Here is a 13,546-nt window from a genome sequence, read left to right on the forward strand (position 1 = left end):
CTCTCCTTCAGCTTTGCGATACCCGGACCGGCTCGCGACCCGCAGCAGCGGCTCCTGATGCCAGGGAACCCGGCGAGTACAGATTGGCCACGGTCTCGCCAAACGGGCCGCCGGGATTGCCTCCGGCGAGCTTGTGCTGCACGTTGACGGGCAGCAGCGGGAAGACCAGCTCGGCGAAGCGATAGGCTTCCTCGAGATGCGGGTAGCCCGAGAGCACAAAAGTGTCTATGCCAAGATCGGCATATTCCTTGATGCGGTCGGCCACGGTCTGGGCACTGCCCACCAGCGCCGTCCCTGCACCACCACGCACCAGACCCACACCGGCCCAGAGATTGGGGCTGATTTCCAGGTCCTCGCGGCTGCGCTTGGTGCCGCCCGCATGCAGCCGGGCCATGCGGCGCTGCCCTTCGGAGTCCATGCGCGCAAACGCGGCCTGGGCCTGGACCACGGTCTCGTCCTTGAGACGGCTGATCAGTCGCTCGGCATCGGCCCACGCTTCTTCATCGGTCTCGCGCACGATCACATGCAGGCGGATGCCGAACTTGACCTGGCGGCCCCGGCGCTCGGCCCGTTCGCGCACGTCGGCAATCTTTTTGGCGACTTCGGCCGGTGGCTCGCCCCAGGTCAGATAGGCATCGACCTGCTCTGCCGCCAGCTCGTGGGCGGCGGACGAAGAGCCGCCGAAGTACACGGGCGGATAGGGCTTCTGCAGCGGCGGGAACAGCAGCTTGGCGCCCTTGACCTGCAGGTGCCGCCCTTCGAAATCCAGCGACTTGCCCTCATGGCTGCGCGCCAGAATCTCGCGCCAGATCTGAATGAACTCCGCCGATTGCTCATAGCGCGTCGCATGGTCGAGAAACACGCCATCGCCCTCCAGCTCGGCCTGATCGCCGCCTGTGACCAGGTTGATCAGCAGACGTCCGCCCGAGAGGCGGTCGAAGCTGGCCGCCATGCGCGCAGCCAGGCTGGGCTGATGCAGTCCCGGGCGCACCGCCACCAGGAACTTGAGGCGCTTGGTGACAGGCAGCAGGCTGGAGGCCACCACCCAGGGATCCTCGCAGGAGCGGCCCGTGGGAATCAACACGCCTTCGTAACCCAGGCTGTCGGCCGCCACGGCCACCTGCTTGACATAGTCGTGGCTCAGCTGGCGTGCACCTTCGCTGCTGCCCAGGTAGCGGGCATCACCATGGGTGGGAATGAACCAGAACACTTGCATGACGAAATCTCCTTGAACCTGACTTAGAACCTGGATGCCACGGTGGGCGTGATGGATGAGGCGGCAGGGCCGGTCTGCCCAGGGCGGGCGTACTCCGCCGCTGTGGGTTGCCAGACGATGTCAGCCACCTTCACCTGGCGCGGAATCACGCCCAGACGAAAAAAGGTATCGGCCACCCGTTGCTGCTCGACCACGATGGCGGGACTGAGCAGCGTGGTCGGCGAGCTGGGCCTTCGGCCGATGAAACGGCTGACCACATTCGCGTCCAGACCGCTGAAAGCGGCCAGCAGCTGCACCGTCTCCCGGCGCGAGGCCTGCACCAGCTGGTCGGCACGCGTGAGCTCGTCGAACAAGGCCTTGATGAGCTGGGGATGGTGCTCGACCAGGCCCCGCGAGGCCAGATAGAAAGAGTTGTTGCCCGTCAGACCTTCACCGGTGGTCAGTACACGCGGTCGGATGCTCAGCTCGGTGGCCGCGTAGAACGGGTCCCAGATGGCCCAGGCATCGACGCTGCCACGTTCGAACGCCGCGCGCGCATCGGCCGGAGCGAGATATACGGGCTGGATGTCGGCCCAGGCGATACCCGCCTTGTCCAGCGCGCGTACCAGCAGATAGTGGGCGCTGGAGCCTTTTTGCAGCGCCACGCGCCTGCCCTTGAGGTCGGCCAGGGTTTTCAGCGGCGAATCGGCCAGCACCAGAATGGCCGAGCTTTCGGGCTTGGGCGGCTCGGCCCCGACGTAACGCAGATCCTTGCCTGCAGCCTGGGCGAACACGGGCGGCGAATCGCCGGTCAGGCCGAAGTCCAGGCTGCCGGCCGACAGAGCCTCCAGCAATTGCGGCCCGGCAGGAAATTCAAGCCAGCTGATCCTGGTGCCCGGAAAACGCTTTTCCAGCACGCCGTGCTGCTTGAGCACGACCAGGTTGACGGCCGATTTCTGGTAGCCGATGCGCAACTGGGCCGGTGCCGCGACGGTCGGTGCAGACTGGGCCAGGGCCTCGTCGGCGTAATAGGCCGCCAGCGTCCAGCTGAAGGCCGTGGTGCCCAGCAACTGCAGCGCCTGACGGCGGCCGCGATGAAAACGGGGTGCAGAGGATGCGGAACTCATGGCGGTGGCCTTTTCATGCATCAGCGGCTGGCCAGCAAGTCCACGGGCGCGGCATGCAGCAGATTCAGTCTCTTGGGGATCAGCTTGAGATCGAAGAAGGTGTCTGCGATCTTCTGCTGCTCGCCGAGGATCTCGGCGTTCACGGCCCTGGTGCCGAACTCGGTACGGTTCAGGTACAGCTCTGTCACCGCCGTGTCCAGGCCCAGAATCTGCGACAGCTCGGCTGCGGCTGCACTCTTGTTCTTGCCGGCCCATGCATCGATGGCGGCGATTTCCTCGATCGCGATGCGCAGCACATCGGCATTGCGGCTCGCATAGTCGCGCGAGGTGAAGTAGTAGGCTCGGTTGTTGACCACACCCCTGGCATCGGCCAGCAGGCGCGCATCCAGGGTCTTCTGGGCCGAGGCCAGGAACGGGTCCCAGATCACCCAGGCATCCACGGACCCCTTCTCGAACGCGGCACGTGCATCGGGAGGTGCCAGAAAGACCGACTGCACGTCGCCGTACTTGAGGCCATGCTTTTCCAGCAGCTTGACCAGGAAGTAATGGACGTTCGAGCCCTTGTTGTAGGCAATGCGCTTGCCCTTGAGATCGGCCACGCTGCGGATGGACGAGCCCTTGGGCACGATGACGGCTTCCAGGCCGGGTCGCGCCACCGTGGCACCCGCATAGACCAGGGGAGCGCCGGCGGCCTGGGCAAAGATGGGCGGAGCCTCGCCCACATCGCCAAAATCGATGGACCCCACGTTGAGCGCCTCCAGCTGCACGGGGCCGGCATTGAACTCGACCCAGCGCACGGCCACACCCAGCGGGCTCAGGCGCTTTTCCAGCGTGCCGCGATTCTTGAGAATCGACAGCCAGCCTTTTTGATGGCCCACGCGCAGCACGCGCTGCCCGCCTGCCGTGCCATTGCCCTGCTGCGCATGCAGTCTGCCCGAGGCCAGCGCCAGCGCCGAAGCTGCCGTACCCGCCAGCCACTGACGGCGTGTGGTGTTCAGCAATTGCGACGAAATGATGACAGAAGTGTTGTTGCGATCGGTCATGAGAAATCAATCCTTGGAGCTTGCAGTCCACACACTTCAGGCGCACCTTTGGCCTGATTTCAGGCGCAACTCGGCCTTCGCAGTGCGGGGACTGCTATCAAAAACAGAGACATGGAGAAATGGGCGCCGCCCCATCAGTGAGGCAGCAAGCAAGGGGCACCCCGCAGCGATGCTGCCGTCCCCTCGGGGGAAGCCGCGTAGCGGCTCAGGGGGGCGCTAGTTCAAACGCTACATCGCACGTCGGCAAACGCGATGCTTTCAAAGTCATTGGCGGCAGCCCACTGGGCACTGCGGCGCAGATCGGTGGCCAGCAACTGGGCGGCATCCTCGACGCGTTCGGCAATCTCGGGGGCCAGGCCATAACCGCCTTCGGGCAGCAGGGGCACGCCCTGGTCGGTGGCATAGATGCCCGGCAGAATATGCCGCGCGCCCAGCGACTGCAGCACCGGGCGCAGCGCGTAGTCCAGGGCCAGCATATGGTGAGGACTACCGCCCGTGGCCAGGGGCAGGACCAGCTTGCCCTTGAGCGCCGTCTGCGGCAGCACATCGAGAAACACCTTGAGCAGACCGCTGTAGGCTGCCTTGTAGACGGGGGTGGCCACCACCACCGCATCGGCCCGGGCCACGCGCTCGGTCACGGCACGAATCTCGGCATGATCGAAGCGTGCATGCAGCAGGGCTGCGGGGTCCAGCTGGTTGAGCTGCAGCACGGGCTCGGTGTTCAGACCCTGGGCCTGGAGACGCGCGGCCACGGCATTGAGCAGGGCACTGGAGCGCGAAGGCTGCGAGGGGCTACCGGCAATCAGCAGAATCGACATGGCTTGGTTCTATCTTTTTGTTATTGCAAAGACAGGAGCACTCATCGCCCTCCTGTCTTGCATTTCACTTATTTCTTGGTGTAGATCTGATCGAAGCTGCCGCCATCGGCGAAGTGGGCCTTGTCTGCCGCAGCCCAGCCGCCAAATGCCTTGTCGATGGTGAAGAGCTCCAGCTTGGGGAACTGGCTGGCGAACTCGGCGGCGACCTTGGCATCGGTGGGACGGTAGAAGTTCTTGCCGGCGATGCGCTGGGCTTCTTCGGAGTACAGATACTTCAGATAGGCCTCGGCCACGGCACGCGTGCCCTTTTTATCCACCACCTTGTCGACCACGGCGACCGAAGGTTCGGCGAGGATGGACAGCGAGGGGGCAACGATCTGGAATTTCTCGGGTCCAAACTCCTTGAGTGCCAGATAGGCCTCGTTCTCCCAGGCCAGCAGCACATCGCCCAGACCGCGCTGCACAAAAGTCACGGTGGAGCCGCGCGCACCAGTGTCGAGCACGGGGACGTTCTTGTAGAGCTTGGTGATGAAGTCCTTGGCCTGTGCATCGCCGCCGTACTTGCGCTTGGCAAATTCCCAGGCGGCCAGATAGTTCCAGCGCGCGCCACCCGAGGTCTTGGGGTTGGGCGTGATCACCTGGATACCGGGCTTGACCAGGTCGTCCCAGTCCTTGATGCCCTTGGGGTTGCCCTTCTTGACCAGGAACACGATGGTGGAGCTGTAGGGTGCGCTGTTGTGCGGCAGGCGTTTTTGCCAGTCCGGCTTGACATTGCCGTTCTTGACCAGCGCATCGATATCGCCGGCCAGGGCCAGCGTGGCCACATCGGCTTCGATGCCATCGATGATGGAGCGCGCCTGCTTGCCCGAGCCTCCATGCGACTGCTTGATGGTCACATCCTGGTTCTGCGTGGCTTTCCAGTACTTGACGAACGCCTGGTTGTAGTTCACGTAGAGTTCGCGTGTGGGGTCGTAGGAGACGTTGAGCAGTTGCACGCCGGTCTGGGCGAAGGCGGGCAATGTGGGCAGAGCCGAGAGGGTCAAGCCAGCAATCAGACCGGCAGCCAGAGGAAACTTGATAAAGTTGCGACGATTTTTCATTGGACTGTGTTCTTGGAGTGAATGGATAACGGGCTTCTGCCCCGTTGCCTTGCATTCTTGAGCCGCATTCTTAAAACTCAAACTACTAAGATTTCAGTTTGTTATTACCCAAACATCTGAAATCAACCAAGAGGACCCAACACATGGCACGTACCGTTCACTGCATCAAGCTTGGTCAAGACGCTGAAGGCCTGGATTTCCCACCCGCACCTGGCGATCTGGGCAAGCGCATCTATGAAAACGTGAGCAAGCAGGCCTGGGCCGACTGGCTCAAGCACCAGACCATGCTGATCAATGAAAACCGCCTGAACCTGGCCGATGCCCGCGCCCGCCAGTACCTGGCCCGCCAGATGGAGAACCATTTCTTTGGCAGCGGCGCAGATGCTGCAGCCGGCTATGTGCCACCCAGCGCCGAGTGATTGCGGACGGCTGGACACTAAGCCCCGTGGCCCAGGCCTCGGGGCTTTTTTCTTGCGTGCCGGCAACCGCAAGACCGCTGAAACCCGGCTGATACAGGTATTAACCCGAATGAAGTCTCCGGAACTGGCTAGAATCGCGCCCATCCTGCGGGAGAGCGGAACCTGCCAACGGTTCCCGCCGAAGGCGCAAACTCCCATAATCGCTCAGGCAGCAAGTACCGCAGGTGGGTCTGACAGGACCCGGATTTCGCCAACTGGAGAGCAGTCCGCGACCACAAGTCTGCAGGACTCACCGAAGGGGCAAGCATGGGCATCGCGAAGGTGCCCATGTGCAACTCTCAGGTAAAAGGACAGCGGGAGAGGCAAGCCGGACACTCGCGCTGATGCGAGTGGCTGGTCTATTTTCAAGTGCCTTCATGCTTCCCTCCATCTCTTTGCTGGACTCGTTCCAGGCCTCCAACTTCACCGTCATGCTGGTCATCTATCTGGTGGCCATTACCGCCGAAGCCATGTCCGGCGCCCTCGCTGCGGGCCGGCGCAATATGGATATCTTCGGCGTCGTCGTCATCGCCTTTGTCACTGCCCTGGGCGGCGGCACCATCCGCGACATGGTACTGGGCCACTATCCCATCGGCTGGACCCAGCACCCCGAATATGTGTATCTGGTCATCAGCTTCGGCCTGCTGACCACCGTGATCGCGCGCCATATGCACCGCCTCAAACAGGTCTTCCTCCTGCTGGATGCCATGGGCCTGATCGCCTTTTCGCTGATCGGCTGCCATACTGCACTGGAACTGGGCTACCCGACCATCGTGGTCATCATGGCCGGCATGATTACCGGCATCAGCGGCGGCATTTTGCGCGATGTGCTCTGCAACCAGGTCCCAGTGGTGTTCCGTCGGGAGTTGTATGCCAGCGTGTCGCTGTCCATATGCCTGATGTTCCTGGGCCTGCGGTATCTGGAGGTCGGCTCCAATATCAGCACCCTGGTCTGTTTTGCGGGGGGACTGGCCTTTCGTCTGGCCGCCATTCGTTTCAAATGGCGTCTTCCGGTTTTCTCCTACCAGCAGCGCTGGGAATAAGATCAGGCTGACGGAGGCACTTTGCGCCGCCTCGGCCTTCGGCAGTGCAACGACCGCCTCGATGCGAAGCGGCAAGGCTGCTGATCGGTGTCCTTTTTTCCTTCAAGCTGCTCCAGTTTTGCCCGCAATATCACTTGGCGCATTTTCCTGCCATGTCTGAACCGATCACCTGGATGCCGGATGGCACTCCCTACAACCCCCGATTTGGCGACCGCTATCACAGCGAGCTGGGCGGCCTGGACCAGGCCCGCAAGGTCTTTCTCGGCGGCTGCGGTCTGCCTGCGGCCTGGGCTGATGCGGCGCAGTGGCGCATTCTGGAAACCGGCTTCGGCCTGGGCCTGAATTTTCTGGTGACCTGGGCCGCCTGGAAGGCCGACCCCAGGCGACCGCGCCTGCTGCATTTTGTCTCGGTGGAAGCGCACCCGGTGTCGCGCGAGGATCTGCTGAGATCCTTGCCCCGTGACGAGACACTGCGTCCGCTTGGCGAGCAACTGGCCGCACAGTGGTGGGGACTGCTGCCTGGCGTGCACCGCCTCTCGTTTGACGACGGCCGGCTCCTGCTGACGCTCTATATAGGCGACGCCAAGACCATGTTGCGCAAGCAGCAGATGACGGCTGACAGCGTGTACCTGGATGGCTTTTCTCCCCGGCTCAACCCCGAGATGTGGGATGAAGACACCATGAAGAACATTGCCCGCCATTGCCGTCGGGGGACGCAGCTGGCCAGCTGGTGCGTGGCCGGTCATGTGCGCCAGGCGCTCAAGGCACAAGGCTTTGAAGTCAAGAAATGCGCCGGGGTGCCACCCAAGCGCCATAACCTGCATGCGGCCTACAACCCGACCTGGGAGCCGCGCCATCGCAGCGATGGCCTGCCGCCACCGGTGAGCCGGGCCGGCAGCTGTCTGGTGCTGGGTGCCGGTCTGGCTGGTGCCGCAGCCGCAGCCAGCCTGGCCCGACGCGGCTGGGATGTGACCGTTCTGGATGCGGCGTCTGAGCCTGCTGCCGGAGCCTCCGGCCTGCCTGCCGGCTTGTTCTGCCCGCATATATCGCCCGACGACAGTGTTTTATCGCGCCTGTCCAGGAGCGGCGTTCGCACAACGCTACAAAATTTGCAGCAACTGAGCGAAACGAACAGATTGCGACCGGGCCTAGACTGGGCCCAAGGTGGTGTGCTCGAGCACGACCTGAACGAGCCTTCACACCTGCCCAAGCCCTGGCTGCAGCCCGAAAGCGATAGCCACCCCTGGGGCCTGCACTGGAGCGCGCCCGTGCAGCCGGCCCAGCTGGCAGCGGCGCATCTGCCTGAAGACAGTCACGCCGTCTGGCATGAGCAGGCAGGCTGGGTGCGCCCTGCGCAGCTGGTGAGGGCGCTGCTGCAATCCCCCGGGATTCGTTGGCAGGGCCATGCTCCGGCCGCAAGACTTTCACGCGATCCGGTACGCCGTCTCTGGCAGGTGCAGGATGCACCGGGCCAGACCCTTGCCGAAGCCCCGATGCTGGTGCTGGCCCTGGGCCCGGACACCCAACCCTTGCTCCAGGCCAGCGGCCTGGCAGCAGGCGCATGGGAGCTGCAGGCCATTCGCGGGCAGGTCAGCGTGGCCGAGCATGATGCCGGGACCCGGGCAGCCATGCCGCCCTTCCCCGTCAACGGCAACGGCAATCTGGTGCCCGACTTTCCCTCGGCCAGCGAGGCAGGCGCGCACCAATGGGTCATGGGATCGACCTTCGAGCGCGATGTGACGGAGCTTCCCCCCACGGCCGCCGACCAACGGGCTGCCCATGCCAGCAATGGCGAAAAGCTGGCGGCTCTGCTGCCCCGGTGCAGACAGGCGCTGCATGCCTTCTTTGAGGCTTCGCAGACGCCCGACACCTGGGCGCGCGTGCGCTGCGCCGCCTATGACCGCCTGCCGCTGACCGGCCCCGCCGGGCAGGTGGCCGACGAGCTGCCGGGGCTGTGGGTGCTGACGGGGCTGGGCTCGCGCGGGCTGACGCTGTCATTGCTGTGCGGCGAACTGCTGGCGGCACACCTGCATGGCGAGCCGCTGCCTCTGGATGCCAGGCTGGCGCAGGCCCTGGGCACACGGCGTCTGTGGAGCCGAGCCCTGCAGCAGCCCCGGCAGAGCGCTCGCTAAAAAGGGACACCGCGCCGCTCGGTGCCGTCCGGAGACCCGGAGCTGGATGCCCGAGCTTATTCGCTGCTCAACGATGCCACGGTGACCAGGGGCTCCAGCCGGGTGGCCAGCACCTTGTCCAGCGTCTTGCCGTCCATGTCGACGACTTCAAAACGCCAGTCCTCCCACTCCACCACATCGGCCTCGGCGGGCACGCGACCCAGCAGCAGCATGATCATGCCGCTCAGGGTGTGATAGCGACCACGCTCTTCCTCGGGAACGGCATGCAGGCCCAGGCGATCCTTGAGCTCGGGCACAGGAATATGGCCATCCAGCAGCCAGCTGCCATCTTCGCGCTGGACGGCCCAGCTGGTCTCGGGGTCGCGCGGCTGGAATTCGCCGGTGATCGCCTCGATCAGGTCCTGCAGCGTGACGATGCCCTGCACCTCGCCGTACTCGTCGATCACAAAAGCCATCTGCAGATCGGAGGTGCGGAAGTTGTCCAGCAGTTCCATGCCGGTAATGGTCTCGGGCACGTAGAGGGCCGCCTGCAGAGGCTGGTCCTTGAGCGCCTGCTGGCTCTGGTTGCGCAGGGCCTGTGCCAGCCACTGACGCGCATTGAGCACGCCCACGATATTGTTCATATCGCCGCGCACGACCGGGAAGCGCGCGTGATCGGCCTGCTCGATGCGGGCCAGCGTCTCTTCCAGGCTTTCGTCGATATCCAGGCAGATGACATCGCTGCGCGGCACCATGAGCGAGCCGATCTGGCGATCGTCCAGACGAAACACATTGCGCACCATGGTGTGCTCCTGCGACTCGATCACGCCAGCCGTATGGCCTTCCACCAGGATGGCCTGGATTTCCTCTTCGGTCACCACACTGCCATTGCTTTCCTTGACGCCCAGCACCTTGAGCAGACCGCGCGTCGATGCCGACAGCAGCCAGACAAAGGGTTTGGTGGCCAGGGCCAGGAAGTTGATGGGGCGCGAGATCAGGCGGGCCAGCGCCTCGGGATGGGTCTGGCCCAGGCGCTTGGGAACCAGCTCGCCCACCACAATGGAGAAATAGGTGATCAGCACCACCACCAAGCCGGTGGAGAGGTAGTCGGCATATTTCTGGGTCATGCCCAGGGTGATGAGCCAGCTCTCCAGCGGGCCGGCCAGGGCCGCCTCGCCGACAATGCCGTTGAGCACGCCGATGGAGGTGATGCCGATCTGGATGGTGGACAGGAAACGCGTCGGATCCTCACCCAGCTTGATGGCCGCTGCCGCGCCGCTGTCGCCCTCATCCACCAGCTTCTGCATGCGGCTCTTGCGGGCGGTGACCAGCGCGATTTCCGACATGGCGAACAGGCCGTTCAGACAGATGAGAGCGAAAAGTATGGCTATTTCCATAGTCAGGCACCCGCTTCGATCCAGGCGCCTCAATCATTGAACAAGCCCCGATTCTAGAGAATGACTGGCGCAGGGCCGCCCGCAAAATGCAAGCGCGCAGGAAGGAAATTCGCCCTAACACCCAGTCCGGACTCTCCGCCACCCGTCTCACATGTTCATTCAGATATATATGAAGCACTAAATAATCGTTTGTTTTTATATAAAGCCTCTCTACAGTTCAGCCCAACGATCCAAGTGCAATGCCACCCGTGGCAGGGCACCCGCTCCACGGAAGAACTGAAGACATGTATCAATACACCGATTTCGACAAAGCGTTCGTCAAGCAACGCGCCGACCAGTTCCGTGACCAGCTCCAGCGCTGGCAGGCAGGCAAGCTCTCGGAAGACGACTTCAGGCCGCTGCGCCTGCAAAACGGCTGGTACGTGCAGCGCTATGCACCCATGCTGCGTGTGGCCGTTCCCTACGGTGAAATCAATTCCGCCCAGATCCGCGTACTGGCCAAAGTGGCGCGCGAATATGACGAACCCGAGGCCGAAGTCTTCAAACAGGCCCTGGAGGGCCAGGGCAAGCTGGGCACCACTTATCTGCCCAAGAACTGCGCCCACTTCACCACGCGCACCAACGTCCAGTTCAACTGGATTCCCCTGTCCAAGGCCGCCGATGTGATGGATCTGCTGGCTTCCGTGAACCTGCACGGCATCCAGACCAGCGGCAACTGCATCCGCAACACCACCACCGATGCACTGGCCGGCATCGCCCCCGACGAGATCATCGACCCCCGCCCCTACGCGGAAATACTGCGCCAGTGGACGACGCTGCACCCCGAGTTCGCGTTTCTGCCGCGCAAGTTCAAGATCGCCATCACCGGTGCCAGCGAAGACCGCGCCGCCACGGGCTGGCATGACGTGGGTCTGCACATGGTCAAGAACGAAGCTGGCGAAATCGGCTTCAAGGTCTTCGTGGGCGGAGGCATGGGCCGCACCCCCGTGATCGGCACCGTGATCCGCGAGTTCCTGCCGTGGAACCAGATCATGAATTACATCGAGGCCATCGTCCGCGTCTACAACGAGCTGGGCCGCCGAGACAACAAGTACAAGGCGCGCATCAAGATTCTGGTCAAGGCCGAAGGCCAGGCCTACATCGACGCCGTCGAAGAGGAGTTCCGCCAGATCGTCGAAGTCGACGGCGGCCCCCACACCGTGCCCCAGGCCGAGTTCGACCGCGTGGCGGCCATGTTCACCACGCCCGAGCTGCCCACCGTCAACGACGCCGCAGCCGACGAGCAGACCCTGATCGCGCAGGCCGCCAGGGAGCCCGCCTTCGCACGCTGGATTGCCCGCAACGTCCACGCCCACCGGGTGAGCGGCCTGCGCGCCGTGACCCTGTCCTTCAAGCGGGCGGGCCAGGCCCCCGGCGATGCACAAAGCGAACAGCTCGATGCACTGGCCCATCTGGTGGACAAGTTCTCCGCCGGTGAAGCCCGCGTGACCCACGACCAGAATGTGATGCTGCCCTGGGTGCAGGTCGGCCAGCTGCATGCGCTGTGGACCGAGGCCAGGGCCCTGGGTCTGGCCAGCACCAATGTGGCATTGCTCACCGACATGATCGCTTGCCCCGGCGGCGACTTCTGCGCACTGGCCAATGCACGCAGCCTGCCGATTGCCGACGCCATTACGGCGCGCTACCAGGATCTGGACGAACTCGACGATATCGGCGAGATCGACCTGCACATCAGCGGCTGCATCAACAGCTGCGGCCATCACCACAGCGGCCATATCGGCATTCTGGGTGTGGACAAGGACGGCAAGGAGTGGTATCAGGTCACGCTGGGCGGCTCCGACGGCTCGACCCTGTCCGGCCAGGCGGTGGCCGGCAAGGTCATCGGCCCCTCGTTCAGTGCAGCGGAAGTGCCCGATGTGATCGAGGCCGTGCTCTGCACCTATCGCGACCTGCGCCTGCCCGGCGAGCACTTCATCGACACCGTGCGCCGCGTCGGCCTGGATCCGTTCAAGGAAGCCGGCAAGGCAGCCCGCCATCCCGCGCAAGCCGAGGAAGAAGCGCTGGCCTGAAGCCATAAGAACAAGGATAGAGTCATGAAAATTCTGGCAAGCAACGAGTACCAGTCACCCACCGAAAGCACCGGCAATGTGCTGGTGCTGGCCAATGACGTCAACGCCCTCGAGGTGAATCTGGACGGGATCACGCAAGTGGACCTGTTCTTCCCCAACTTCACCGACGGCCGCGCCTTCAGCCAGGCCTATCTGCTGCGTCGCCGTCGGAAGTTTGGCGGCGACATCCGCGCCACCGGCGACGTGCTGATCGACCAGCTGGTGCAGATGCAGCGCACCGGCTTCAGTAGCGCCGTGCTGCGCGAAGGCGTGGACGCTGCCGATGCGCAGCGCCAGTTTGAACGCTTTGGCGGCTTCTACCAGGCCGATGCCGTGCACACCCAGCCGCATTTCGCCGAGGTGCAAGCATGAGCCAGCTCGCTCCCGTAAGCACCCTCGACCTGGATCTGGCACCAATCAATGCCGAGCTGGGCCGCGACGCCCAGGCGCTGGTGGACTGGGCCGTGGGCCTGGGTCAATCCACCATAGTCACCACCAACTTCCGCCCCTTCGAGGCCGTGATCCTGCACATGGTGACGCGCGCGAAGCCGGACGTGCCCGTGGTCTGGATGGACAATGGCTACAACACCGAAGCCACCTATCGGTTCGCCGATGCGGTGACCCGGCAGCTGGGGCTCAATCTCAAGATCTACCTGCCGCTGCGCTCGCGCGCCCATCGCGAGGCCGTCGACGGTGCCACACCGCCACTGGACGACCCGCGCCATGCCGCCTTTACCGAAGAGGTGAAGCTGGAGCCCTTTGCGCGCGCCCTGCGCGAAACCGCACCCAAGGTCTGGTTCACCGCCCTGCGCGCCACCGATACCGCCGTGCGTGCACAGATGGAACCCGTGAGCATCAACCCCGACGGCCTGATCAAGGTTGCGCCGCTGCTGCACTGGTCGTCCAAGGAGCTGTATGAATACTGCGAAAAGCACGGCTTGCCCAACAATTTCGACTATGTGGACCCGACCAAGGGCGAAGACAACCGCGAGTGCGGACTCCATATTGCTCACTAAAACACAGCAATCAGCGCTTGCTACATATGCGCCAGAGAACTGTTTCGCTTGAAAGTGTATTTATGAACGCCCGTGTGGATACTTCCGTGTTGAGCCATCTCAGCAATCGCCACCTGGATGCGCTGGAAGA

The 13,546-nt window shown here is 63.6% G+C and carries 12 protein-coding genes and 2 riboswitches; of the genes, 6 read left to right on the forward strand and 6 right to left on the reverse strand.

Annotated features, from left to right (window positions below; translation table 11 throughout):
* Positions 1 to 7: 7 nt before the first annotated feature.
* The 5 genes from ssuD to E2583_RS16490 all read right to left on the reverse strand — a co-directional run bounded on the left by ssuD (position 8) and on the right by E2583_RS16490 (position 5,283).
* The gene (gene ssuD, locus E2583_RS16470) at positions 8 to 1,216 is read right to left on the reverse strand and encodes an FMNH2-dependent alkanesulfonate monooxygenase (protein ID WP_291597299.1); all 1,209 of its coding nucleotides are present in this window, start codon (positions 1,214 to 1,216) and stop codon (positions 8 to 10) included.
* Positions 1,217 to 1,239: 23 nt separating this feature from the next.
* On the reverse strand, positions 1,240 to 2,322 hold the full coding sequence (locus E2583_RS16475) for a sulfonate ABC transporter substrate-binding protein (protein ID WP_291597300.1): 1,083 nt from the start codon (positions 2,320 to 2,322) through the stop codon (positions 1,240 to 1,242).
* A 20-nt stretch (positions 2,323 to 2,342) separates the two neighbouring features.
* A complete protein-coding gene (locus tag E2583_RS16480; RefSeq protein WP_291597301.1) occupies positions 2,343 to 3,365 on the reverse strand; it encodes a sulfonate ABC transporter substrate-binding protein in 1,023 nt (340 codons plus the stop codon).
* A gap of 221 nt (positions 3,366 to 3,586) precedes the next feature.
* Positions 3,587 to 4,183: an NADPH-dependent FMN reductase gene (gene ssuE / locus E2583_RS16485; RefSeq protein WP_211458750.1), complete on the reverse strand. Its 597-nt coding sequence runs from the start codon at positions 4,181 to 4,183 to the stop codon at positions 3,587 to 3,589.
* A 68-nt stretch (positions 4,184 to 4,251) separates the two neighbouring features.
* Positions 4,252 to 5,283: a sulfate ABC transporter substrate-binding protein gene (locus E2583_RS16490; RefSeq protein WP_291597302.1), complete on the reverse strand. Its 1,032-nt coding sequence runs from the start codon at positions 5,281 to 5,283 to the stop codon at positions 4,252 to 4,254.
* Between the two features lie 143 nt (positions 5,284 to 5,426).
* Here E2583_RS16490 and E2583_RS16495 point away from each other — a divergent pair, with 143 nt between their 5' ends.
* The 3 genes from E2583_RS16495 (at position 5,427) to mnmC (ending at position 8,916) form a co-directional block, all read left to right on the forward strand.
* Positions 5,427 to 5,702 (forward strand): oxidative damage protection protein, encoded by a 276-nt coding sequence (locus tag E2583_RS16495; protein WP_291597303.1) that lies wholly within the window; start codon positions 5,427 to 5,429, stop codon positions 5,700 to 5,702.
* Between the two features lie 138 nt (positions 5,703 to 5,840).
* Positions 5,841 to 5,933, forward strand: a riboswitch (glycine riboswitch).
* Positions 5,934 to 5,946: 13 nt separating this feature from the next.
* A riboswitch (glycine riboswitch) is annotated at positions 5,947 to 6,066 on the forward strand.
* A 52-nt stretch (positions 6,067 to 6,118) separates the two neighbouring features.
* Positions 6,119 to 6,784 carry a trimeric intracellular cation channel family protein gene (locus E2583_RS16500; protein WP_291597304.1) on the forward strand — a complete coding sequence of 222 codons (666 nt, stop codon included), beginning with the start codon at positions 6,119 to 6,121 and terminating at the stop codon, positions 6,782 to 6,784.
* 173 nt (positions 6,785 to 6,957) lie between these two features.
* A complete protein-coding gene (gene mnmC, locus E2583_RS16505; protein ID WP_291597312.1) occupies positions 6,958 to 8,916 on the forward strand; it encodes an FAD-dependent 5-carboxymethylaminomethyl-2-thiouridine(34) oxidoreductase MnmC in 1,959 nt (652 codons plus the stop codon).
* A gap of 56 nt (positions 8,917 to 8,972) precedes the next feature.
* Here the strand turns inward: mnmC and E2583_RS16510 are convergent, their stop codons facing one another.
* Positions 8,973 to 10,292, reverse strand: a complete 1,320-nt coding sequence (locus E2583_RS16510) for a hemolysin family protein (RefSeq protein WP_291597305.1) — start codon at positions 10,290 to 10,292, stop codon at positions 8,973 to 8,975.
* A 284-nt stretch (positions 10,293 to 10,576) separates the two neighbouring features.
* On the opposite strand from E2583_RS16510, the gene E2583_RS16515 reads away from it, so the two are divergent.
* Genes E2583_RS16515 through E2583_RS16525 form a run of 3 tightly spaced genes read left to right on the forward strand, consistent with a single transcriptional unit; the run spans position 10,577 to position 13,416 of the window.
* Positions 10,577 to 12,361 (forward strand): nitrite/sulfite reductase, encoded by a 1,785-nt coding sequence (locus tag E2583_RS16515; protein ID WP_291597306.1) that lies wholly within the window; start codon positions 10,577 to 10,579, stop codon positions 12,359 to 12,361.
* A gap of 24 nt (positions 12,362 to 12,385) precedes the next feature.
* Complete coding sequence (locus E2583_RS16520) at positions 12,386 to 12,772, forward strand: DUF934 domain-containing protein (RefSeq protein ID WP_291597307.1); 387 nt, start codon at positions 12,386 to 12,388, stop codon at positions 12,770 to 12,772.
* Positions 12,769 to 13,416, forward strand: coding sequence for a phosphoadenosine phosphosulfate reductase family protein (locus tag E2583_RS16525; protein ID WP_291597308.1), 648 nt, complete (start codon positions 12,769 to 12,771; stop codon positions 13,414 to 13,416). Before E2583_RS16520 ends, E2583_RS16525 begins: the two co-directional genes overlap by 4 nt.
* Positions 13,417 to 13,546 lie beyond the last annotated feature (130 nt).

The organism is Comamonas sp., assembly GCF_009360615.1.
Lineage (GTDB): Bacteria > Pseudomonadota > Gammaproteobacteria > Burkholderiales > Burkholderiaceae_C > Comamonas.